Source organism: Moellerella wisconsensis (genome assembly GCF_022592395.1).
Lineage (GTDB): Bacteria > Pseudomonadota > Gammaproteobacteria > Enterobacterales > Enterobacteriaceae > Moellerella > Moellerella wisconsensis.
The window spans coordinates 3,375,095-3,400,114 of record NZ_CP093242.1; the positions used below are offsets into that span (position 1 = coordinate 3,375,095).

The window sequence follows — 25,020 nt, forward strand, 5'->3', positions numbered from 1 at the left end:
AAACTCACATTATAGATGTACTTGCTGACGCCTATTATACGAAGCTCATGATTAATCCTATAGATTAGCCGGTCTTCCAATTTTGCCTTGCAGCAACTCGAATGAATTTGGATATAATAGTTTTTAGAAGTTTTTCAAATGAATTGTCGGAAACGTGATCAATCTAACACCTTGCATCAAAAGGGTAAAGTAGATCACACTAATATTTAACGTTCATTTTTTAATCGGCATGGTTTTCAACATATTGTATAAAAAGACTTTTTATTTTTTAAATAAGCTAATACCCTTTGTTTTATAAGGGAAAGTTTAGCGGGTGTTGTGTTACACCACCGTAATCTTACTTATATCAAATTGACTGAAAAGCCGCGGGACACCATAGCTTGAACGATTCACTTATTTTTTAATCTGACTGCAATTAACGTCATAAAAAAATCGCACATTTGGCTAAAAAGATTACTCGTGAGCTAAATCGTGAGCTAAAATAATTACTGCTGACAACAAAATTAAACGATTTAATAAAAGACGAATAATTCCCTTTCGATAAATCATCATGTTGGCATAATAAAAAATTCAAACTACACCCAAACTACACCCAAACCACGCATTATCACGCACCAAACAGTGACTAAACACAAACTCACGCGCCTGTAACTAGAAAAATAGGCAGCAAAATGTTAAAAGTAATACTAATTTTACGGTTAATTCCTGGCTTAACTTGAGCCTGAGTATAAAAAAATGACATCAAACAATATAATTCGCATCGCTACTCGCCAAAGCCCACTTGCTATGTGGCAAGCGATATATGTAAAAACACAGTTAGAACAAGCTTATCCTGACTTAGTCGTGGAACTGGTTCCTATGGTGACAAAAGGCGATATCATTTTGGATACTCCGCTAGCCAAAGTAGGTGGCAAAGGATTATTTGTTAAAGAACTCGAATTAGCCTTACTTGAAGGACGGGCTGATATTGCCGTCCACTCGATGAAAGATGTCCCGGTCGAATTTCCTGAAGGGTTAGGATTAGTCACTATCTGTGAACGTGAAGATCCACGAGATGCGTTTGTTTCTAATCAATATTCATCACTTGAACAACTCCCCATTGGTAGTATCGTCGGCACATCCAGTTTACGCCGCCAATGCCAATTAAAAGAACAGCGCCCTGACCTTCAAATTCGTGATTTACGCGGTAATGTCGGTACTCGCTTGGGTAAACTAGATAATGGCGAATATGACGCTATTATCTTAGCGGTTGCCGGTCTTAAACGCTTAGGGCTAGAGGATCGTATTCGCCAAGCAATGGCGCCAGAAATCTCATTACCAGCGGTCGGGCAAGGTGCAGTTGGTATTGAATGTCGTCTGTCAGATAGTCGTACTCAAGCACTGCTTGCAGCCTTAAACCATTCAGCCACCGCTGTCTGTGTAGAAGCAGAGCGAGCCATGAATATGCGCTTAGAAGGCGGTTGCCAAGTTCCTATCGGTAGTTATGCTATCTGGCAAGGTCAACAACTTTGGTTGCGTGCGTTAGTTGGCGCGCCTGATGGCCGCACAATGATCCGTGGAGAACGCACATTTAGCCCAGATCAAGCTCAACAAGCTGGTATTTCGCTAGCAGAAGAATTACTCGATAAAGGCGCTCGTGAGATCCTTACCGAGGTCTACCAAGGAAATGCACCAAAATGAGCATCTTAGTGACCCGGCCTTCTCCCAATGGAGAGCAGCTGGTGGAACTATTAAAAACTCAGGGGCTAACAGCCTATCATGCCCCATTAATTGATATTATACCGGGAAGTGAACTGCCCAACTTACCCACAAAGCTTGACCAGTTAGAATCTACGGATTTAGTATTTCTTTTGTCCAAAAATGCTGTCTGGTACGCCAATTTAAGACTGCAGCAAGCGGGACTGAGTTGGCCAGATAAGCTATCCTACTATGGTATAGGCGGTTCGACAGGCAAGATGTTTCAGCAAATCACTGGCCGAACTATTGTTTGGCCTGAGAACGGCGAAACGAGTGAAATTCTGCTCGCCCTGCCAGAATTACAATTTCTGGAAGGTAAAAAAGTACTGTTATTACGGGGCAATGGCGGAAGAGAATTATTAGCTTCTACCTTGCGTTCGCGTGGAGCCTACATTGATTATTGTGAATGCTATTCACGCCAAGCGATCAGCTATGAAATATCGCTATTCAATGTCCAATGGCGAACAAAAAATATTTCAACCATTGTAGTAACCAGTGGGCAGCAGTTAAACCTACTGACACATTTAATTGCTGATAATTATCAAGATTGGTGGCATACACGCCACTTGTTAGTTGTCAGTCACAGAATCGCCAACATCGCCCATGATATGGGATGGAAAAATATAGATGTGGCTAACAGTGCAGATAATAATGCTTTATTAAACGCATTAATTTCAACCGACATGGGATGCTAATTTATGACGGAACACAATAAATCTACTGAGACGGATAATCACAAAGAGACAACGGATATCGCCAACGAGCATACCCAATCTACGTCTCGCACAAAAAAACGTTCTGGCTTAGTGGGTAGCGCTATCGCTATCGCAATTATTATCATTATTGGCGGTGGGCTTTATTATACTCACCAACAAAATATTCAGTTAGCTAATGAAAATAATGACCTCAAACAACAAATGAGTGATTTAATCGAGCAACAAAAAACTGAAAAAATGCGCTTAGATGATCTTCTCAGCGCTCATTCTGCATTGAATGATAAAACGAGCGAATATCAGAGACAGTTAGACCGACGTATGCAGGAACTACAAGCGCATGTCACCGCACTTTCTAGTTCTGACGTTAAAAACTGGCTGATTGCTCAAGCTGATTTCATGGTGAAAATGGCCGGTCGTAAACTGTGGAATGACCATGATCCCGTTACCGCGGCGGTATTATTAAAAAGTGCCGATTCAAGTTTAGCGGAGATGAATGACCCAAGTTTATTAGATATTAGAAAATCAATTAATAATGATATCAGTAAATTAGCCACTATTAATCAAGTTGACTACGACGGGATAATTCTGCGCCTAAATCAGCTAAGTAATGAAGTTGATAATTTACGTGTCGCAGATATTCACCGTGATGATGCCATGATGGATGAGGATAATGGCGAAGTTTCTGGCGATATTTCAGACTGGCAGCAGAACTTATCGCGTAGTTGGAAAAGCTTCACCAATAATTTTATTACGGTTCGTGCACGCGATGGCTCAGAAACCCCTCTGCTCGCACCAAATCAAGATATTTATCTGCGTGAAAATATCCGCTCACAATTATTAATTGCAGCTCAAGCTGTACCGCGTTATCAAGAACAAACCTATAAACAATCATTAGATCAAGTTTCTACTTGGATAAGAGCCTATTTTGATGTTGAGGATCCAGCGACTAAAGCCTTTCTTTCTGAAGTAGATACTCTTTTAAATCAGCATATTGCGGTAGAAATGCCAGATTCACTAGAGAGCCAACCAAAATTAGAGAAGGTGATGCAAACTCGCGTCCGTAGCCTACTAGCCCAAGCCTCAGAAAGCGTACTTCCTGAGACCAAACAGCCAGAAGCGCAACCGACAGAGCCTCAGCCTAGCGAAAAAACACCGATAGAGCCGTCTACAGAGAAAAGTACTGACCGACTAGCAAAACCTACTCACTCGGCCACACAGGAGAGCTAATTAATGATTAAAGTCCTGCTCCTTTTTATCATCCTGATTGCTGGCATTATTTTGGGACCTGTTTTATCAGGTCACCAAGGCTATGTGCTTATTCGAACTGATAATTACGATATCGTCACCAGTGTTACCAGCTTAGTTTTATGCTTTGTCCTACTGCAATTTATTTTGCTATTCATTGGCTGGTGCTATCGACGTTTTGTCAGCACAACCTCTCGTACTCGTGGTTGGATATCCGGGCGCAAATATCATAAAGCCCATGATCAAACACAAAAAGCACTACTGAAACTAGCAGAAGGTGATTTCAAACAAGTTGAAAAATTAATGAGTAAACATGCTGATTATTCACAACAGCCGGTCATTAACTATCTGCTTGCCGCCGAGGCCGCACAACAACGCGGGGATGAATATCGTACCCATCAATATCTTGATCGCGCTGCTGAAGTCGCCGGTAATGAACAATTACCCGTTGATATAACTCGGGTAAGGATTCAATTAGCTGAAGGCGAAATTTTTGCGGCCAGAACCGGAGTCGATAAACTGTTAGATAAAGCCCCTCGTCATCCTGAAGTTCTGCGCCTTGCTGAACAAGCATATCTGAAATCAGGAGCTTATCAGGCTTTAATTGAATTATTACCAATTATCGGTAAAGAAAAAATTCATACCGATGATGAGTTAGAAACGCTGCGCCTTAAAGCTTATAAAGGTTTAATGAATCAGTGTATGGCCGAAGATGGCAGTGAAGGATTAACTCGATGGTGGAAAGCACAAAGCCGTAAAGTCCGTCATGAAATAGCCCTGCAATCGTTTATCGCCGAGCATTTAATTGAATGTGGCGATCACGAGGGTGCACAAAAAATCATCCTCGATGGGCTAAAACAGCAATACGATGAACGTTTATTATTACTTGTTCCACGGATAAAAACCAACCACCCTGAAGCGCTGGAAAAAGTCTTATTACACTTAATTAAGCATTCAGGCGCAACACCATTATTAAACAGTACGCTGGGACAGATGGCATTACAACATGCTGAATGGGAGAAGGCAGAAAGCTACTTTAAAGCCGCGTTAGCACAGCGTACCGATCCGCATGATGCTGCTTGGCTAGCGGATGCTCTCGATAAACTGAAAAAACCAGAAGAAGCGGCAAAAGTACGTCAAGAAGCATTAATACATACCTTAAAGAAAGAACGTGAATAACCTCAACAATATATGTTGAGAGTATTTTTAGCTCTAACCCGTGACTTTCTACAAACGCTACATTGATATGTAGCGTTTTTTATTACAGCGCCCACAAAATAACCGCACAGATAAATCTTTCTAAAAATTAAAGAACAAAAAATAAAAATCTATTTAGTGATAACGTTCTCGAAAATAACTGTAAATAATCAGACGCACGTCAAAATAAGATGTTCCTTGAATAGTGACATTCACTTATTATTTCAATCAAAAATCAATTCAAACTAGAAAGATAGCAATACGATATTATTAATACTATTTGGAATAATGCCGATATCAAACAAGCTGTATTTCTTTATGTTATAAACGATTTATTTAGTGTAAAACTAACAGTATGATTTACAATCAACTATACCCAATATATTTAACTATCAGGATACCGGCATGAATGTAATTCGTACACTATGGCGATGGATAATCTCCTCAAAAGGCAGATTGCAGGCTTTCTTTGATCTGCTATTACTTATCCTCTCCCCAATTATTTTTGTCCCTTTAATTGCATCTAATTTAGATGCATTAGATAAAGGCTCATTTATTATTACTTTAGTTATCCTGTGTTACATTCAAATTACCCGTTGGTTTACCCACTGGTTTTGTAATCGTAAGCACAAAGTATAATATTCAAGATTATTATATAGCCAGCGAATAGAGAATTATCCGCTGGCATTATCTACTCTTTTTCCTACCAAGAATTATTACTCTAAAATTGTGCCGTATGTATTATTTTGTATAAAAAACTATTTTCTTCATTTATTTTTAACTAAAAATTAGGCAAAAAAAAACACCTACCAACAGGCAGGTGTATAAAAATACAATCAGGTCTACAGACGGGTGGTGCCTCACTCAACGTTACGTCCACTGGCTGATGAAAAGATGGCTAATCTTACTCATCTATATTGGACAATAGGCACCGATAATCGACTCTGCATCATCCCCGGCTTTATGAAGCATTGGCTGTCATAATAAATAGGATGAGCATCTACATCAATAATAATGCAGTAATCATGCCAACTTTCAAAAATAGAGAATATAAACCTTATTGATTAATTCTTATGCCTAATCCTAGCGCTGGCACTCTAGTTATGCGTTTATTCAGTACTCACATATTAACCCGCAAATAAAAATATTCTTTTCACGAAAGTATCAAGTAGATAAGTGTCTCAATATAGCGACGCTTAAATAACAATTAAAAAATACCCTTAAAAATCAATAGGTAAAGTGTCTCCAATTTGAGACAATTAATAATAAATATATAATAAAATAGCGACAATAATAATTATTCTTTTAATAACAGCATGTTACTTATGGCGCAATCATCAATCTTTTGCTCTCCTTTACTAAACATAAATAGACGACTTTTAGCCGTAAATCGTATTACAAATAAAAATAATTCCATCACAGAATAAGGTAAATACTTATTAGGAGAAAAGATTGGATCTAAGAAAGGGATAATGCGGGTTAATATGATTACACCCTTTGGATAGGATACAATCGAAATAAAGAAAAAATAATTCAATAACGTAAGCAGCTATAATGAATAGAATATAACGAATAGGATAACCACGGATGCAATTACTGAGTAATAACTAAATAGCAAAAACCCCGCTATAAGCAGGGTTCTTAAATTTGGTCGGCGAGAGAGGATTCGAACCTCCGACCCACTGGTCCCAAACCAGTTGCGCTACCAAGCTGCGCTACTCGCCGATTTATAGTGTTTTATTGGGAATAACACTTTACAACTTTATACTACACATGCGCTCAATTTTTTATGGTGCGAAGGGGGGGACTTGAACCCCCACGTCCGTAAGGACACTAACACCTGAAGCTAGCGCGTCTACCAATTCCGCCACCATCGCAAGGCATCATAAAAAATGGGGTGGCTAATGGGGCTCGAACCCACGACAACTGGAATCACAATCCAGGGCTCTACCAACTGAGCTATAGCCACCATAACTTTACTTTTAAAGCTTAGTTATCATTCTACTACATTTTACTGCATGCAACAACGATTTATCAGACCGTAGCTAGACACACTTCAAAAGTGGTGCGCCCGACAGGATTCGAACCTGAGACCTCTGCCTCCGGAGGGCAGCGCTCTATCCAGCTGAGCTACGGGCGCTTCACGCCGTTGCGGATGAGGATAGTACGGATTTATGCCCCTGCTGTCTAGTGCTTTTTAAAATAAAATTACTGTTTGCTCTAGTTTTGTTCATTTCGTCGATAAAGAGAGCAATTATGCCCTCTTTTCTCGCTTTAAACAGATTTGAGCAGACAAAATAATCGTAAAAATTTTAATTTTTTCGATTTATGCCGCGAGTAATAAAATACATGACTGAAACAATAGACAGAAAAATACCTCCCACTATCAATGATAGTCGAGTATCAGGATTTAATGCCATACCAACTAATACGCACACTAAGAAAAGTAACGTAAGGTAGTTAACCCAAGGGAAGGCTATTGATTTAAAAGGATGCCCGACTAATTGAGCTTTATTTTGCTGACGAAAACGTAATTGGCTGGTTAAAATAACAAACCACGGCACCATCCCCGGAAGAACACTGGCACTATAGACGTAAATAAATACCGACTGCGGATCAGGAATAATATAATTTAAGCTAGACCCTGCAATTAAACACAGAATCGTTATCCCTACACAACGCGCAGGCACTCCATTCGCTGTAACTTTTAATAATGAGGCGGGTAACTGTTTATTTTGAGCCAATGCGTAGAGCATCCGACCGCCGCTATACATCCCACTATTACATCCCGAGAGCGCGGCCGTTAATACCACAAAGTTAATCACAGCAGCCGCAGAGACAATCCCCACTTTAGCAAATGTCATAACGAATGGGCTGCCTTGATGGCCGACTTCCGTCCAAGGGAACAGCGTGACAACAATAAAAATAGCACCGACATAAAAAATCAGGATCCGCCACAAAATATTGCCAATGGCTTTACGTAAAGTAACTTGCGGATTTTTAGCCTCACCCGCAGTGATCCCAACTAGCTCAACGCCTTGATAAGAAGCCACAACAATACAAAGAGCAAATAAAAAACCTTTCCAGCCGCCGGCAAAAAATCCTCCGTGTTCGGTTAAATTTGCCAGCCCTATAGGCTCAAAATTATTCCCGATACCAAAGAATATTAATCCTAATCCAATCAATATCATCACAATGATGGTAGTGACTTTAATCATCGCAAACCAAAACTCTAATTCGCCATACAATCTTACTGCCGCTAAATTAGCCGCAGCAACTAACGCCACAGCGATAATAGCAAATATCCATTGTGGAACATCAGGGAACCACAATTCTGCATATACACCAATTGCTGTAATTTCGGAGATACCGACAGCTACCCACATAAACCAGTAGCCCCAAGCCGTTAAACATCCCCAAAATGGGCTGAGATATTTATGGCCAAACGATGCGAAGGATCCCGTCACTGGCTCTAGAAAAAGCATTTCGCCCATGGAGCGCATAATGAAAAAGACAAATAAGCCAGCAATAATATAGGCCAGTAATACTGATGGACCAGCCCATTTTAAGGTACTTGCTGACCCCATAAATAGACCTACACCAATAGTCCCTCCTAAGGCAATAAGCTCAATGTGTCGGGCTTCCAGCCCTCGTTGTAATCCCTGTTTTGGCGTCGTCATGATTTCCCCTGTCATTGATAACGATGGATCAAAAAATCGATTAATTAAAATAGTGTTATTTATCTAAAATTATTCAATATGCATACAGTAATCTGCAAAATAAATCTAACGGCATAATTAATATGCTCAGTGATTATTAGAGAGACACCTAAATATCAACATATTGATGTATAAAAGGTAAATAAAGAATAAAACATCTCTAACGCTGGCATTTCATGCTATCGGTATCTATTCAGTTGCTGGCATTATTTCGCGTCTATTTAAGCACAGATCAGTGTTAAATCTAAAAAATAGACATTTATACGATTATTATTGATATTAAAATGCCTTGAATAGACAAACATTAGTCAAAAATAGCAATCGCTAGAGACAGTTTTCAAGGATTATAAAAATATTTGCCGCAGGTGACCAGACATAATGCCAGCCACCTGGGTTAGAAAAGCCGATTACAGCTTACCGCTGTAATAATAACCGAGGAATTTTAATAGCTTCAATTGGCGGCGCAAACGACTTGGCTGTGAGAGTAGACGATATAACCATTCTAATCCCATATTTTGCCAAATTTTCGGCGCACGCTTAACATGTCCAGTAAACACATCGTAGGTTCCACCAACGCCCATATAAAGCGCATCAGGCTGCACAATACGGCAATCGCGCATTAACAGCTCCTGTTTAGGTGACCCCATCGCAACTGTAACAATTTTCGCCCCACTGTCCTTTATACGCACAAATAAGTCATCCCGCTGTTCTGGCGTAAAATATCCGTCTTGTGAGCCAACGATATTCACTTTCCACTGCGCCCGTAATTTGCGTTCAGTTTCAGCCAATATTTCAGGTTTTCCGCCGACTAAAAATACGGGGGTTCCTTCTTGCCCTGCGCGCTCCATCATCGCTTCCCATAAATCTGCACCCGCGACGCGAGAAACCTCAGCGGTCGGATATTTACGACGAATAGCGCGAACAATACTAATACCATCGGCATACAAATATTCAGCTTGACTCAATAAGGTGTTGAGCGCCGGATCATTTTCTGCGGTTAATACTTTTTCAGCATTGATAGCAACCAACGTTCCTGTTTTCACGCTGCCATCAGCAAATAAATAATCTAAAAAATGAGCCATGTCTCTGAATCCCCAGATATCATGACCACGGATCGTATATTTAGGGATATTTGACTGTTGCATAAAATTCCTTATCTATTCAAATAGCGCTGATTTTTCAAATAATTAACGGTATGCATCCGGATAAGCCCTGCACTTTCAAATAACCAATACAGCAGCTTTGCAATCACCAGACAAGCGCCAAAAACTAAGCAGAAAAATACCACTCGTGAAACAAAAGAGTCGACGCCTTCACGCGCCAGTACAATAATATTAAAGATAGCTCCAAAACAAAATGCCTGTAAAATCGCTGACTTATAGCGATTAGATTCATTCCGTCCCATTTCATAGAGCCAATCAAACCATTTAATAATTAATCCTACTGCTATCGCCCCCAACGGAATAAAAAATACGCCGCCCATCACGACTAAAGAGCCTATTAAGGTCGGTGAAATCGCTAAACCAGAGTGGTTATTTAACACTTCCCAAGTAAAATAATTAGCCGAATTGAGGACAATATCCGGACGTTCAGGCCATAACCAACTAGGAATAAAGACATAAAAGTCGCGGATAATCGGAGCTAATCCTTGAAAATCAATTTTGTCATAATTATCCAATAGTAAGCCCAAGTTCTCCCACGGTGAAAATGTATCCCGTGTCAGATAAAGGAAGGTATAAAAGGCTTCTGCACCGCTAACATCTAGTCCATAGCGTTTTAATGCTAACCAAAACATCCCGACAATCCCGGCGACTCCTGCCGCAGCCAGCATCCATAGCGTGATCCAACCTCTGACAATCCCAATAAACAAAAATAATGCAAAGGCGATAATAATATTTGCGCGCGTTCCCCCAACAATCACATAAGTCAGAAAACCAAAAGCGACCGTACTACACAGAAAAAATAACCAGCGCTGTTGGGTTGGGCGTAAGAAATAGATCACTAACATCGCGGGAATGAAAAAATAAAAAAAACGTTTTAAGGCAACGCCGGAAACCTGACTGGAAAATATCTGGCTATAAGATTTTAATTTAAAGAGTAAAAAACCGTTCTGCATAAAGAATATGCCGACCGTAATAATAGCCACCAGCGCCAATAATAAACACGTTAAATTGGTCTCCACTCGGTTCATTGTAAACAATGGCCGCCGGGTATGAACCGAGGCTTTGCATAGCCTAGTTTTATAAGTAACGTAATAAATGGCATAGAAACACGTCGATGCGAGCAATGCGTATAACAATGATTCAGAGGGAACTACTGCGACATCGAATTGAAATACCAAGGCACAAGTTAATGGAAATCCAAAATAGAATGTCAATAAATACAGCATAGAAAACAATACGTTGAAATTAAAACGAACGCGACGGAACTCCTGATAGGTCAGCACTCCAATGAAGATAATCGCGATTAAATAGACCAATGACAGACCACCAAGTTCAGCCAGCGTCATGCTGTCTCCTCCATCAACTGAAGCAGGTCTTTCCAGCCATCAATAAAGTTAGGCGCAAAAAAATCAATATGCTGTTTATCCAGCAGGTTCATCTGTCGCTGCGCTTCATTAATTAACGACTCAGACAGCTCATCGCCATAAAATAGTACGGGAACATTTTGAGCGGTAAGATCTTGCCAGAACGAATTTTTGCGGCTAATGACAAAAGGTACGCAAAATTGAATTAGCAGACACAATGTCCCCACGCCTTGCTGGCGATCAAAAATAAAATAGCCTAGTTGGCAGCGCTTTAATAATTCCAAATACTCAGAAAACGGCATTTTTTGTTGCAATATTTCAACATTTTCTGACGGAAATAATTCATGGGCAGCTTGTGTTACTTGCTCAATATAGGGCTGATTATTCTCCGGATATCCCATTGGGACAATCACATGCGCTTTATTGCCAAACTGAGTTTTTATCGCTTTTAAGGCTTCAATATGGCGATTTGAATGATCGCCTGAGTTACCTAATAATATAGTAATTTTGTCTTTATTCTCGCACACAGGAGCGGAATCTAAGGTTAATGCGGGGTCCATACGCGTCGGAAAATACAATACGCTCGACGGAATATTAGGATTACGCTGCATAAAATAACTGAGATCTCCGCGAGTCGCACAGACATGCCCCACACGTTTTTGCGCTAAACGTCGGATAAAATAGAATAATCGAAACTTCAAAGATTTCGACTCTTCATATAAATCAGCCCCCCAAATATGCCACCAAAACTGATGAGATCTGATTTTTCCGCATAGCAGCGCTATCCATATCAATGCGTTAAATTGACCATGAAAGAGAAAACGGCACGATTGATTCGATTGAGCTTGGGCAATGACAGCCTCCGCAATCGACTTTTTATCCTCAAATAATTCAATCTGCAAGGCAGGAAATGATTGTGCTAGCGTTTTATCGCGGCTCACAACCTTAAATATAGGCTTTTCTAACCCGGCTAATTGATGGCAAAGCACATCATTAAAATAGGTCAGTACCGTTTGATTATGATGCGGGATATTGGATCCCAAAACGTGAATTAAGGTTGTCATGCTCGCCTACGATAAATCAAAAATACGCTACAACAGAGAAGGAAATAAATGATATAAGTCGCCATATAGGCCTGCGCTGCACCGAGTGCCCCATGCGCGGGAATTAACCAATGCGAAAACGCCGTCAATAAAATAAATTGGCTAACTTCAGCCATGACATAAAAACGTAATGCCGCCTTGGCTATCACCAAATAACCAAAAACATAGGAACCGACTTTAAGAACATCACCGACCAGCTGCCAAGCAAATAAATCTCTCATACCGTTAAACTGGGATGAGAACAACAGCCAAATAGCAAAATCTCGCAGTAACCACACCATGAAACTGGCTAGCGCTACCGCCGGAAGTACAAATTTTAAGGATTTAATAATCTCAGCAGAAATCTCTGTTTTTAACTGCAAACGCGACAAAGTAGGTAATAAATAGACTGAAAATGAGGCGGTAATAAATTGTAAATAAGCATCAGAAATACTGCTTACGCCTTGCCATAAACCCACTTCATCCCAGCTATAACTCTTCGCTAATAGATTCCGCATCATGACATAAGCTACCGGCAACGTAGCCGAAGTCAGCAGCGCCATAAGAGTAAATTTGCCTAAGTTAGTGGCAATGGCTCTCTCCCATGCAGGTTTTAACATCGACAGAGCAAATTGCTTACGCTTGATAATTAATAATCCCGCAGGTAAAACCACTAATGCGGGTACTAAAGCCAGACCCGCTAATGCGCCTTCATATCCTCCGAGGATAAAACACAAATAATAGGCAATCACACCCACCAAGCTACCAAAAATAATCGCTAAGGCGTTACCTTGCGCATCACGGAATCCTTTCAAGATCGCCAAAAAATAGTTGGCATAGGCAATGCCCATCTGAACAAAGGCGACCACTTGAATCACCTTTTGATAATCATTATGGCCAAATAATGCCACGCTAATCGAATCAGTAAAAATCAGGAAAATGAGCGCTAATAGGGTAGAAAACCCTAAAATAATGGTTGAGGATGTGCCTAAAATTGCCTGTAATTTATGCGGGTCTTGATGATGTTCGGCGACATATTTGGTCACGCCATTGAAAATACCCGCGCCAGACAATACGCCAAGTACTGTAATTAATTGCCGAAAATTACCCGCTTGCCCTACGCCACTCGGGCCAAAAGACACGGCCAATAATTTAACCACTAATAGCCCTACCCCAATTTTGATCAGGGTAGAGCCCGCAGTCCAAATCGATGCTTTTGCTAATGACATATTAGGCAAAGAATTGTTTAATATGAGAAATTACAGTTTGCTGTTCATCATCAGTCATATTGTAAAACATCGGCAAACGGACTAAACGATCACTTTCACTAGTGGTGTAACGGTCTTCGCCATGAAAACGACCAAATTCTTCACCCGCAGGGCTAGTATGCAGTGCAACATAATGAAAGACGGTCAGCACATCATGCGCTTTCATATAATCGTTAAAAGCCGTGCGCTGTTCAATATCGCGTAGCTTGATATAGAACATATGGGCATTATGCTGTAAGCCTTCAGGAATGATTGGTAAAGCTAATTTTTTAGCCTCCGCCAGCGGCGATAAGGCATCATAATAAGTTTGCCATAATGCTAAGCGACGCTGATTAATTTTATCAGCCTGCTCTAATTGGCCCCACAGGTAAGCCGCCTGTAAATCTGATAATAAATAGCTTGAGCCAATATCGCGCCAAGTATATTTATCTACTTGACCACGGAAAAATGCGCTACGGTTGGTGCCTTTTTCACGGATAACTTCTGCGCGAGCAATCAACGACGTATCATTAATTAATGTCGCCCCACCTTCACCACCGGAAGAATAGTTTTTAGTTTCATGGAAACTGTAGCATCCGATATGACCTATCGTACCTAATGCCTTACCTTTGTAAGTCGACATCACTCCCTGAGCAGCATCTTCCACCACAAATAAACGGTGTTTTTCAGCGATAGCCATGATGGTATCCATTTCACAAGCTACACCCGCGTAGTGAACTGGCACAATAGCGCGAGTATGCTCAGTAATCGCAGCTTCAATTTTCGTTTCATCGATATTCATTGTATCTGGACGAATATCAACAAAAACAATAGTCGCGCCACGTAAAACAAAAGCATTTGAGGTTGAAACAAAGGTAAAACTTGGCATGATAACTTCATCGCCAGGTTTAATATCCAGTAGGATCGCCGCCATTTCTAATGAGGCTGTGCACGAAGGGGTTAATAATACTTTCGCACTATTAAAATGTTGTTCCATCCACGCTTCACAGCGCTTGGTGAATCCACCGTCACCACACAGTTTGCCACTAGCCATGGCATCTTTCATATAGTCCAGTTCAGTACCAACAACCGGCGGTTTATTAAATGGGATCATGTTGCCCTCTATATAACCAATAAGCGGTAGCCGCTATCTGTGCGCCGCTTCGTGTGTAAAGACGCAATGCCGCAAGATTACTAATTTGGGTCGCAACGTTTAGCTGTTTCTTTTGGTGTTGCTGACACCACTGTAATGCTGCTGACATCAATTTTTTGCCAATACCTTGATTTTGAATACCCGGCATTGCTGCTAATAAACCTATACGGGCGGTATCGTCATCGATATGCCGAAGGGTGACAAATCCGGATAAATGCCCCGTGGGATCTTTAATCAATAAACAGATATTATCAAAGGTTCCGAGCACTGCTTTTTCGAGCCATAGCGCATAAAAACGCCCGCTATCACTGGCCTGATACCACGGTTGACGGAAACGACTATTTACAAACACCCGTTCCGCGGCTTGACGCAATACTGGAATATGCTCTGCTTTCGCTACCGCAATGGTGTATTTATCGCCAAGCTGCTGATTATCAAACGCTGTATTTAAATAAGCATTTTCTGTGCCAACCATTAACGAAAAATCAACTTCACCTTCAACTAAGACAAAATTTAGCGCCGCAACGCTATCTAAAATATCTGTACGATCGGCAGCAATTTTGGCTTGTACGATGGCATAACTCGCCATTTGCTGTGATAACACAGCAAAGTTTGTCGGCTGGGAATGACCATCTGAGAAATTTAATCGTGCGGTTGGCAATGAAAAAAAATCAGATTCCCAAGCTAATGGCTCAATACTGACGTGGACGGACATGCAGAAGATCCAATAAATACTGACCATAGCCAGTTTTTTTCAACGATTCAGCTGACGTCCGCAGTTGCTCATCAGTCAACCAACCATTACGCCAAGCGATTTCTTCTAAACAAGCCACTTTAAAACCTTGGCGTTTCTCGACCGTTTGTACAAAGGTACTCGCCTCAATCAAACTATCATGAGTGCCGGTATCAAGCCATGCAAAACCACGACCGAGCAATTCAACATCTAATAGCCCTTTATCGAGATACATTTGATTTATCGAGGTAATTTCTAATTCACCACGATCAGAAGGTTTGACTTGCTTAGCAAACTCAACGACCTGATTATCATAGAAATATAATCCGGTAACAGCCCAATTTGAACGTGGTTTCTGAGGTTTTTCTTCAATCGATAAGGCGTGAAAATCATCATCAAATTCAACCACACCAAAACGTTCTGGATCCATCACCTGATAACCGAACACCGTTGCTCCGGTTTGACGCGCCGCTACTGATTTCAATTTGGGACTAAAAGAGTGACCAAAAAAGATATTATCGCCTAAAACTAAACAGCAGCTATCACCATTAATAAATTCTTCGCCAATAATAAATGCTTGTGCTAAACCGTCCGGTGAAGGCTGCTCCGCATAGCTCAATTCAATACCAAATTCTTCGCCATTACCCAGCAAACGCTTAAACATCGGTAAATCTTCTGGCGTAGAAATAATCAATATTTCACGGATCCCTGCCAGCATTAATACTGACAATGGATAGTAAATCATAGGTTTATCATAAATTGGTAATAGCTGTTTGGAGATCCCACGGGTTATCGGATGTAACCGCGTACCAGAACCGCCTGCTAATATAATGCCTTTCATGTCAGCCTCTGCCTTATGGTCGTAACCCAGTTTTATTCTAAGCTCGCTAATCTTTAACTTAGTGGCCTAATCCCAAACGTTCTCCGGCATAAGAACCGTCAAGAACGCGTTGCCACCAGGTCTGATTATTGAGATACCACTCCACCGTTTTACGGATCCCCGACTCAAAGGTTTCTTGCGGACGCCAACCTAGTTCATTAGCAATTTTATCTGCATCAATGGCATAGCGCATATCATGTCCTGGACGATCAGTCACATAAACAATCAAATCACGATAATTTGCTATTCCTTGCGGTTTTTCAGGACACAGTTGTTCTAATAAATCACAAACTGTATTAACCACATCAATATTACGACGCTCATTATGACCGCCGATATTATAGGTTGAGCCCGGTTCTGCTTGAGTGACCACTAAATGCAATGCACGCGCATGGTCTTCAACGTACAACCAATCACGAATTTGCTCGCCTTTACCGTAAACTGGCAAAGGTTTTCCTGCCAATGCGTTCAAAATAATCAAAGGTATTAATTTTTCAGGAAAATGATACGGTCCATAATTATTTGAGCAGTTGGTGATCATGGTCGGTAAACCATACGTCCGATGCCAAGCACGAACCAAATGATCGCTCGAAGCTTTTGAGGCTGAATATGGGCTACTCGGCGCATACGGAGTAGTTTCAGTAAACAGCCCGTCGGGCCCATCTAAATCACCATAAACTTCATCGGTAGAAATATGGTGAAAACGAAACGCAGCTTGTTGTTGCTCGGTCAATTGAGACCAATAACGGCGTGCGGCTTCTAATAAAGTGTAAGTTCCTACAATATTAGTTTCAATAAATGCTGCCGGCCCATCAATTGAGCGATCAACGTGACTTTCTGCGGCTAAATGCATCACGGCATCTGGCTGATATTGATTAAAAAGGGTATCTAAAGCTGCCGCATCGCAAATATTGACAGATTCAAACGCATAGCGTTCGCTTTGAGCAACAGAAGCCAATGACTCCAGGTTTCCCGCATACGTCAGACAATCAACCACAATGGCCATATCTTCAGTATTTTCAATAATATGACGAACAACCGCAGAGCCGATAAAGCCGGCTCCTCCGGTAATTAAAATGCGTTTCAATGCCAAACTCCTTTGGTATCAACAATCCACTCTTGCTTCAGCTGTGACCGTGGGATCGCTTTAAACTGCGAATGATCCACCAGCATCAGCAGAACATCAGCATCATTAATGGCGTCTTCGATTGAAACCAGTTCGGCAATCCCTTTCAAAGAGCTAGGTAATTGCTTAATATTTGGTTCTACAGTATACGTTTTACCGACATGCCACTCTGCAACCATTTTAGTAATGTGCATTGCTGGGCTTTCACGCAGATCGTCAATATTGGGTTTAAATGCAAGACCAAAACAAGCGATTTTAACTTCGCTGGCTTTTTTATCTGTTTTCGCTAAACAATCAGCTACCGCCGCTTTAACCTGATCGACGACCCAAACCGGTTTGCCATCATTAACTAGACGTGCCGTGTGGATTAAACGTGACTGTTTCGGGCTTTGAGCCACGATAAACCAAGGATCAACTGCGATACAATGCCCACCAACACCCGGGCCTGGCTGTAAGATATTGACGCGAGGATGACGATTAGCCAAACTTATCAGCTCCCATACGTTAATATCTTGTTCCGCACAAATGAGAGATAATTCATTAGCGAATGCAATATTAACGTCGCGAAAACTGTTTTCAGTTAATTTACACATTTCCGCCGTTCTGGAATTAGTAATAACACATTCGCCTTCGAGGAAGATTTTATATAATTCGCTAGCACGTAAAGATGATTTTGGCGTCATCCCACCCACGACGCGGTCATTTTTAACTAATTCAATCATCACCTGACCAGGTAATACGCGCTCAGGGCAATAAGCGATATCGATATCTGCTTGTTCGCCCGCTTGCTGAGGAAAAGTTAAATCAGGACGAGCGGCCGCTAACCATTCAGCCATTTGCTCTGTCGCGCCAACCGGAGAGGTTGATTCCAGAATGATTAAATCGCCTTTTTTCAACACGGGGGCTATCGATTCTGCTGCTGATCTAACATAAGCTAAATCTGGTTGGTGCTCACCTTTAAATGGCGTTGGCACCGCAATTAAGAAAGCATCAGCCGGCTGAGGTTTGTTATAGGCTTTTAAGTTACCGGCTTCTACCGCCGTTTTCACTATCTTATCTAACTCAGGCTCAACAATATGGATTTTTCCTTGATTAATGGTATCAACCGCATGCTGATTGACATCTACACCAACCACTTGCTTGTTGCGGGAAGCAAATGCTGCCGCCGTTGGTAAACCGATATAACCAAGGCCGATAACAGAAATAGTTTCAAAACTCATAATTTCACCTGATTGTTTTTTAGTGCATCAAGAATACGCTGACAAGCATGACCATCCCCATAAGGGTTATGGGCGCGGCTCATCTCATGATATTCCGCTTCATCTATCAGTAACCGATTAACTTCGTCAACAATTTTACGGGTATCTGTACCCACGAGGCGGACTGTACCTGCCTCAACAGCTTCTGGACGTTCCGTAGTATCGCGCATCACCAGAACGGGTTTACCCAGCGAAGGCGCTTCTTCCTGAATACCACCTGAATCCGTCAAGATCATATAAGCATGATTCATCAAATAGACGAACGGCAGATATTCCTGTGGATTAATCAAAATAATATTATCAATACCATGCAAGATACGCTGAACGGGTTCACTCACATTGGGATTTAAATGCACCGGATATACAACTTGGACATCGGGATGCTCCTGAGCAATCTCCGCTAATGCGTGACAAATACGCTCAAATCCTCCCCCGAAACTTTCACGTCGATGGCCTGTGACTAAAATCATTTTTTTGTCTGGATTAATGAAGGGATACTGTGATTCAAGTTTATTAACAATTGTTTTATCTAACAATACTTTATCTCGAACCCACAGCAATGCATCGATAACCGTATTGCCGGTTACAAAAATATTTTCGTCTGCGATAGACTCTTTTAATAAATTATGCCGAGAATTTTCGGTCGGAGCAAAATGATACATCGCCAAATGACCGGCAATCTTACGATTTGCTTCTTCTGGCCAAGGGGAATAAAGATTGCCTGTGCGTAATCCTGCTTCTACATGACCGACAGGAATGCGATGATAAAATGCCGCTAAACTTGTCGCCATGGTTGTTGCAGTATCACCATGTACTAAGACAACATCCGGTTTAAAATCAGCAAAAACCGCTTTTAAACCGGAAAGAATACGGCAAGTAATATCAGTTAAATCTTGCCCTGGTTTCATAATATTAAGATCATAATCAGGCATGATCTCAAAAAGTTGCAAAACTTGATCCAACATTTCACGATGCTGAGCCGTAACGCATACTTTTGCTTCAAAGGCCTCGTCGTTTGCTAACGCATGCACTAGCGGAGCCATTTTTATTGCCTCCGGCCGTGTACCAAATACAGTCAACACTTTCACACTGGCTCTCTTATTTTTATCTATAGCAGTTATCTATCTGCTTATGTTATGTAATAAATACTATTACTACGAAGCTGACAGACAAAATCTGTCAGCTTTAATTGTACTCTATAAGGATGAAGATGATAGAACTCAAGATTGACGGCGGCGTGTTAGCGCAATCCCGCAACCAACCAGCCCACCAATCGCTCCCCACATCACCATTAAAAAGGCGCGACGCGGACTATCGCGTTTGACTGGATCTTCTGGTGTGCGTAAATAACGATAGGCTTGGAAATCATCATTTAATGTTGGGCCAACACTCAACGTAGATAACATGGCAATATTCTGATCGTAATCTGCATTATATTCTGCACCTGTAGCTTTCAGCGTTTCAATCTGAGCTTGCAATAACGGCATCCCCATCATGAACAATTTTGAATCCGGTAACTCATCGAGTGGTGCGGAACTTTGATTCCGTGAAATACCCTGTTTTTCTGCAACTTTCAATGCTTGTTCCAACGTATTTAAACGTCTTTCATAAGCGGCTTTAGCCACCATATCTTCACGTTTAACTAATGCTTTCATCGATTGAGTTTTCGCTGCCCAAGCCCCTTTAATTTCATCATTTAGATTAGTCACCGCACGCTGATTAGCATACTGAATATAATCACGCAGTAGCTTATTAGCTTCAGGTGCACTTTCTGCAATTAATCTGATGCTGTCGTTTAAGGTTTTAGCTCCATCAGCTTGGACATATTGAATATTTTCAATTAACTCATCCAATAATACGGCATCTGCTTTAACATCATTTTCCTGACGTTGCTTATAATAATCTGAATTCAACCAAAATTGACGACGGGTATCATAAGAACCGGCTTGTTTAGCAAACTCTTGGTAAGCTTCATTCGAGATTGAGGGTAACTGAGCTTCCGGTAACGCATTGATCCGCGAATCTAAATTGCGTAAAAATTGCTGTTGAGAATAATAACTTCCCAAATTATTTACCGTAGGAAGATCAGTAATAGCGGTGGCACTCCATTTTTGCTGCATGAAGTAAGATGCAGTCAGCGCAACTGCAGCGAAAAGAACCGCAAACGCAACGATCCATATCTTTCCTTGCCATAAAGTACGCACTAAACCCCGAATATCCAATTCAGGCTCCAGTGATGGCTGGTGCTGATTAGGTTGTGTTTCTGAATATTTCACTGCACAAAACCCCTGCTTTTAGTTTGTCGTCTATCGAACTGTATTACGACGCATGCGACGTCTAGCACGTTTTATAAAACGTGCGACTTTCCAAGCTCGTTTGATACAGTAACCATACATAATAAATACAAGCAAAAATAATGCCAACATCACCCATTCAGGGATAAAAGTTAATCTTTCACCCACAATACCGATAATAGCTAACAATGCGGCAGACAGCGTAATCAATACAAATGCACCACGTGAAGAGAAACCTGAACGCATAATTAAATGATGGATATGTTGTCTATCTGGAGAGAACGGGCTCATTCCTTTACGGATACGTCGATACATAATAGCAACCATATCCATCAGAGGAATAGCAATCACCCATAATGCTGTCACCGGATTAATCGGATGCACTGGTTCTTGAGTTGATGCAACAAGTATCCAAATAATAGTAAAACCAATCAGGGTACTCCCGGCATCTCCCATAAATACTTTGAAACGACGACCGAGTAAGCCAAGATTAAGGAAGATATAAGGAAGGATAGCGGCAATAAAGGAAAAACACCAAAATGCTAATGCATGATTACCACTCTGGTACAGTAAAAATCCAAGTGCGCCGAAAGAAACACAAGATAGTCCACCTAACAAGCCATCGATCCCATCGACCATGTTAAATGCATTAATAGCAGCCCAAACAGCAAATAAGGTAACAATATAACCAAATGGACCCAGTACAATTTCCCAAGGACCAAAAGCATGACCCAGTGTTTCAAGTTTTAAGCCCGCCGCAGACATCATAACAACCGCAACTAAGGCTTGTACCGACGCCCTAAACTTAACACTGATATCAAACCTATCATCCAGCGCACCAATAAATACTAATGCACCAGCACAGGCAATATATAACCATTTATGAGGAATATATTCATTAGTTATAATAAATGCGAAGCAAACACCAAAAAATACCGAAATTCCACCCACTAAAGGAATTAATCCTTGATGTTTCTTTCTAAAATTAGGTTTATCTACTAATCCTATTTTTTTTGCCACGATACGCGCAATAAAAATAAATACTAAAGTAAATAAAAAAACGTAAAAAAGGTTAGTCATAAAGTATACGGTATTCACAATTGAACTCTCTTATCTTTTTATATTTCATCCAGATATTGTTTTGGATTTTTTATCGAAAATCTATCTTATATGGTAAAACGATTATCTGTGGTCATATCATACTTCCAAGCAGGTCAACTATAAGATGAATCTTTAATAAAAAACCCACACCCTAATAAAATCAATATATGAATAGACGACAGCCATACTGGCTTAAACAACATAGAGATTTTATACCGAGTTAAATAATTATTTCACCTAAAAAATAATAATAGCGATATTATACTGAATTAGATAATTATTCATGCCATAAAAAAAATAAGCACCATTAATTAATGGTGCTTATTTATAATAAATTAACTTTTCTGTTACCAACGATTATGCGCGTTTCATGAAATCAAAAAACTCTTCATTGGTTTTGGTCATCGCTAACTTATTAATTAGGAATTCCATTGCATCAATCTCACCCATTGGATGAATGATTTTACGCAAGATCCACATTTTCTGTAGCTCATCAGTGGTAGTTAGTAATTCTTCTTTACGAGTACCAGAACGATTATAGTCGATAGCTGGGAAGACACGTTTTTCAGCAATTTTACGAGATAAATGCAGCTCCATATTACCGGTGCCTTTAAATTCTTCGTAAATAACTTCATCCATTTTAGAGCCTGTATCTACCAATGCAGTTGCAATAATAGTCAAGCTACCGCCTTCTTCGACATTACGAGCCGCACCGAAGAAACGTTTTGGACGATGTAATGCGTTAGCATCCACACCACCGGTCAATACTTTACCTGATGAAGGGACAACGGTGTTATAAGCACGAGCTAAGCGAGTGATTGAATCCAAAAGAATAATGACATCTTTTTTATGTTCAACTAAACGTTTAGCTTTTTCGATGACCATTTCAGCGACTTGTACGTGACGTGCAGCAGGCTCATCAAATGTAGAAGCGATAACTTCACCTTTGACCAATCTCTGCATTTCCGTAACTTCTTCCGGACGCTCATCAATCAGTAACACCATCAATACGCAATCAGGATAATTGTTGGCAATATTAGCTGCAATATTTTGCAGTAACATTGTTTTACCGGCTTTTGGTGGAGCAACAATCAAACCACGTTGACCACGACCGATCGGTGCCGCTAAATCAAGAACTCGAGCTGTTAAATCTTCTGTTGAACCATTACCACGTTCCATACGCAAACGGTTATTAGCATGAAGAGGTGTTAAGTTTTCGAACAGGATTTTATTGCGGGCATTTTCAGGTTTGTCGTAGTTAACTTCGTTAACTTTTAGTAGGGCAAAATAACGCTCACCTTCTTTTGGTGGGCGAATTTTTCCTGCTATGGTATCACCGGTACGGAGGTTAAAACGACGAATTTGGCTGGGAGAAACATAGATATCATCAGGGCCTGCAAGGTAAGAACTGTCTCCGGAACGGAGGAATCCAAATCCATCTTGCAATATTTCCAGGACGCCATCGCCGAAAATATCTTCCCCGCTTTTCGCATGCTGCTTGAGGATTGAGAAGATAATATCCTGCTTTCTCATACGGGCTAGGTTTTCTAGTCCCATAGTTTCGCCGAGTGTAATCAATTCAGATACTGGCGTATTTTTTAATTCGGTAAGATTCATAATGGTGGGTTCTTTAACTCGGGGTGATTCTCGAACTATGAACGTAAATAAGAGGTAACTTTATCGCTACCCATCTCACTTTACATCTATAAACACTTGGTCGTACAGCGAGGTAATCTATCAGCTGAACAACAAAGCACAAATTCATTTCATCGTTCACAATGCGAAACAGTAACAATGCAAACTAATAGTGTGTTTAGCCAAAATAATTTCAAGGTATTATTAGAAACACTAACGATATTAGCAATACTTTTTTACAGATTAGGACTAAATTCTAGCTCAAGGTCGCATATTTCAGTCGGTTGTTAACAGCACAGATCAACCACTTCTTATGCTGATTATGCCAATCGAACAACATACAACGCTTAACAGACAGTGTATTGATTAAATACTAGGCGATACAGATAAATTTGTATTGTACCTAGGCAGATACACTATTTAATTAAACTATGAATTGTTTGATTGAAATCACTGGAGCTGTGTAGGGCGTCTGGCGTTTGTTTGCATCGGGACAACAACGAGAAACCTCATAATTTTTAGCAGTAAACATAACAAAAATCAATGAGTGATGCGCCAGATAACAAGAAAATCAGACCGACAAGAATGATGCAACTAAGATCATTCACACAGGCGCCATACGAACATGAGATAGTGAGGCTAACTTATCACGCTTCTTTGCGAACGTCTAGCGGCTATAATACAAAAATTATAAACCGCCAAACGTGCTGCAATATCGATTAACTAGATTGCATTTCTCATTGTATCTTAGGTTGCTGAAGATCAATCTATTGATAGTCTAATTATCCAAACTATTTATCCAAACTATCTAAGCAAATAAATCTATTGACTTAATTAGGGTTGATTATCATCAGAGACGAAAGAAAAACACTGAGAGCAGTTATACACAACAAACAATCTTTCATATCATTTATTTGATAACTACTTATTATATAACCACTATTATTTATAGCGGTTATATTTATAACAACAACTATCGGGCTTACAGGTTTTTATCTAAAAACTCTTTTAACTGAGATTTTGATAATGCGCCGACTTTAGTTGCCACAACATTACCGTCTTTAAATAACAATAAAGTTGGGATACCACGGATACCAAATTTTGGTGCGGTCGCCGGGTTTTCATCAATATTCAGTTTTGCAATGGTAAGTTTGCCTGTATATTCTACAGCGATCTCATCAAGAATTGGTGCGATCATTTTACAAGGGCCACACCATTCTGCCCAAAAATCTACTAATACAGGTGAAGTTGCTTTTTGAACTTCGTTCTCAAAACTTGCATCGGTGATATAAATTATTTTATCGCTCATGTTGTACTCCAGAGAATCATCTTGTGCCGACTTAGTGTAACATTAATTTACAGCAGTATG

The 25,020-nt window shown here is 40.5% G+C and carries 20 protein-coding genes and 4 tRNA genes; 5 read left to right on the forward strand and 19 right to left on the reverse strand.

What is annotated here, in order from left to right:
* Positions 1 to 735: 735 nt before the first annotated feature.
* The 5 genes from hemC (at position 736) to MNY66_RS14750 (ending at position 5,534) form a co-directional block, all read left to right on the forward strand.
* Positions 736 to 1,680, forward strand: a complete 945-nt coding sequence (gene hemC, locus MNY66_RS14730) for a hydroxymethylbilane synthase (protein ID WP_047254907.1) — start codon at positions 736 to 738, stop codon at positions 1,678 to 1,680.
* Complete coding sequence (hemD, locus tag MNY66_RS14735; protein ID WP_241501142.1) at positions 1,677 to 2,432, forward strand: uroporphyrinogen-III synthase; 756 nt, start codon at positions 1,677 to 1,679, stop codon at positions 2,430 to 2,432. The genes hemC and hemD overlap by 4 nt, the downstream gene beginning before the upstream one ends.
* A gap of 3 nt (positions 2,433 to 2,435) precedes the next feature.
* Positions 2,436 to 3,680, forward strand: coding sequence for a uroporphyrinogen-III C-methyltransferase (gene hemX / locus MNY66_RS14740; protein WP_241501143.1), 1,245 nt, complete (start codon positions 2,436 to 2,438; stop codon positions 3,678 to 3,680).
* Positions 3,681 to 3,683: 3 nt separating this feature from the next.
* Positions 3,684 to 4,877 (forward strand): protoheme IX biogenesis protein HemY, encoded by a 1,194-nt coding sequence (hemY, locus tag MNY66_RS14745; protein ID WP_053907141.1) that lies wholly within the window; start codon positions 3,684 to 3,686, stop codon positions 4,875 to 4,877.
* Positions 4,878 to 5,300: 423 nt separating this feature from the next.
* The gene (locus MNY66_RS14750; RefSeq protein WP_047254903.1) at positions 5,301 to 5,534 is read left to right on the forward strand and encodes a hypothetical protein; all 234 of its coding nucleotides are present in this window, start codon (positions 5,301 to 5,303) and stop codon (positions 5,532 to 5,534) included.
* 1,009 nt (positions 5,535 to 6,543) lie between these two features.
* On the opposite strand, the gene MNY66_RS14755 is transcribed toward MNY66_RS14750, so the two are convergent.
* From MNY66_RS14755 to trxA, 19 genes are all read right to left on the reverse strand, one after another.
* Positions 6,544 to 6,620: transfer RNA gene (locus MNY66_RS14755), tRNA-Pro, on the reverse strand.
* A 65-nt stretch (positions 6,621 to 6,685) separates the two neighbouring features.
* Positions 6,686 to 6,772 (reverse strand) — tRNA-Leu (locus MNY66_RS14760).
* Positions 6,773 to 6,788: 16 nt separating this feature from the next.
* Positions 6,789 to 6,864, reverse strand: a tRNA-His gene (locus MNY66_RS14765).
* A 94-nt stretch (positions 6,865 to 6,958) separates the two neighbouring features.
* A tRNA-Arg gene (locus MNY66_RS14770) sits at positions 6,959 to 7,035 on the reverse strand.
* A gap of 172 nt (positions 7,036 to 7,207) precedes the next feature.
* Positions 7,208 to 8,575, reverse strand: a complete 1,368-nt coding sequence (gene thrP, locus MNY66_RS14775; protein ID WP_047254902.1) for a bifunctional threonine/serine APC transporter ThrP — start codon at positions 8,573 to 8,575, stop codon at positions 7,208 to 7,210.
* Between the two features lie 446 nt (positions 8,576 to 9,021).
* The gene (gene wecG / locus MNY66_RS14780) at positions 9,022 to 9,759 is read right to left on the reverse strand and encodes a lipopolysaccharide N-acetylmannosaminouronosyltransferase (protein ID WP_053907143.1); all 738 of its coding nucleotides are present in this window, start codon (positions 9,757 to 9,759) and stop codon (positions 9,022 to 9,024) included.
* A gap of 8 nt (positions 9,760 to 9,767) precedes the next feature.
* A complete protein-coding gene (gene wzyE, locus MNY66_RS14785; protein ID WP_047254900.1) occupies positions 9,768 to 11,123 on the reverse strand; it encodes an ECA oligosaccharide polymerase in 1,356 nt (451 codons plus the stop codon).
* A complete protein-coding gene (locus MNY66_RS14790) occupies positions 11,120 to 12,205 on the reverse strand; it encodes a TDP-N-acetylfucosamine:lipid II N-acetylfucosaminyltransferase (protein WP_053907144.1) in 1,086 nt (361 codons plus the stop codon). Before MNY66_RS14790 ends, wzyE begins: the two co-directional genes overlap by 4 nt.
* Positions 12,202 to 13,452 (reverse strand): lipid III flippase WzxE, encoded by a 1,251-nt coding sequence (wzxE, locus tag MNY66_RS14795; RefSeq protein ID WP_047254898.1) that lies wholly within the window; start codon positions 13,450 to 13,452, stop codon positions 12,202 to 12,204. Before wzxE ends, MNY66_RS14790 begins: the two co-directional genes overlap by 4 nt.
* A 1-nt stretch (position 13,453) precedes the next feature.
* Complete coding sequence (gene rffA / locus MNY66_RS14800; RefSeq protein WP_053907146.1) at positions 13,454 to 14,584, reverse strand: dTDP-4-amino-4,6-dideoxygalactose transaminase; 1,131 nt, start codon at positions 14,582 to 14,584, stop codon at positions 13,454 to 13,456.
* Positions 14,571 to 15,338: a dTDP-4-amino-4,6-dideoxy-D-galactose acyltransferase gene (gene rffC / locus MNY66_RS14805; RefSeq protein WP_047254896.1), complete on the reverse strand. Its 768-nt coding sequence runs from the start codon at positions 15,336 to 15,338 to the stop codon at positions 14,571 to 14,573. Before rffC ends, rffA begins: the two co-directional genes overlap by 14 nt.
* Positions 15,316 to 16,197, reverse strand: a complete 882-nt coding sequence (rfbA, locus tag MNY66_RS14810) for a glucose-1-phosphate thymidylyltransferase RfbA (RefSeq protein WP_047254895.1) — start codon at positions 16,195 to 16,197, stop codon at positions 15,316 to 15,318. Before rfbA ends, rffC begins: the two co-directional genes overlap by 23 nt.
* Positions 16,198 to 16,255: 58 nt before the next feature.
* The gene (gene rffG, locus MNY66_RS14815; protein ID WP_047254894.1) at positions 16,256 to 17,323 is read right to left on the reverse strand and encodes a dTDP-glucose 4,6-dehydratase; all 1,068 of its coding nucleotides are present in this window, start codon (positions 17,321 to 17,323) and stop codon (positions 16,256 to 16,258) included.
* A complete protein-coding gene (gene wecC, locus MNY66_RS14820; RefSeq protein ID WP_047254893.1) occupies positions 17,320 to 18,582 on the reverse strand; it encodes a UDP-N-acetyl-D-mannosamine dehydrogenase in 1,263 nt (420 codons plus the stop codon). The genes rffG and wecC overlap by 4 nt, the downstream gene beginning before the upstream one ends.
* Positions 18,579 to 19,709 carry a non-hydrolyzing UDP-N-acetylglucosamine 2-epimerase gene (gene wecB, locus MNY66_RS14825; RefSeq protein ID WP_047254892.1) on the reverse strand — a complete coding sequence of 377 codons (1,131 nt, stop codon included), beginning with the start codon at positions 19,707 to 19,709 and terminating at the stop codon, positions 18,579 to 18,581. The genes wecC and wecB overlap by 4 nt, the downstream gene beginning before the upstream one ends.
* Positions 19,710 to 19,841: 132 nt before the next feature.
* Complete coding sequence (gene wzzE, locus MNY66_RS14830; RefSeq protein ID WP_047254891.1) at positions 19,842 to 20,897, reverse strand: ECA polysaccharide chain length modulation protein; 1,056 nt, start codon at positions 20,895 to 20,897, stop codon at positions 19,842 to 19,844.
* Between the two features lie 30 nt (positions 20,898 to 20,927).
* Positions 20,928 to 21,995, reverse strand: coding sequence for a UDP-N-acetylglucosamine--undecaprenyl-phosphate N-acetylglucosaminephosphotransferase (gene wecA / locus MNY66_RS14835; RefSeq protein WP_156170973.1), 1,068 nt, complete (start codon positions 21,993 to 21,995; stop codon positions 20,928 to 20,930).
* A gap of 378 nt (positions 21,996 to 22,373) precedes the next feature.
* The gene (gene rho / locus MNY66_RS14840) at positions 22,374 to 23,633 is read right to left on the reverse strand and encodes a transcription termination factor Rho (protein WP_047254889.1); all 1,260 of its coding nucleotides are present in this window, start codon (positions 23,631 to 23,633) and stop codon (positions 22,374 to 22,376) included.
* Positions 23,634 to 24,633: 1,000 nt separating this feature from the next.
* Positions 24,634 to 24,960, reverse strand: coding sequence for a thioredoxin TrxA (trxA, locus tag MNY66_RS14845; RefSeq protein ID WP_047254888.1), 327 nt, complete (start codon positions 24,958 to 24,960; stop codon positions 24,634 to 24,636).
* Between the last annotated feature and the right edge of the window lie 60 nt (positions 24,961 to 25,020).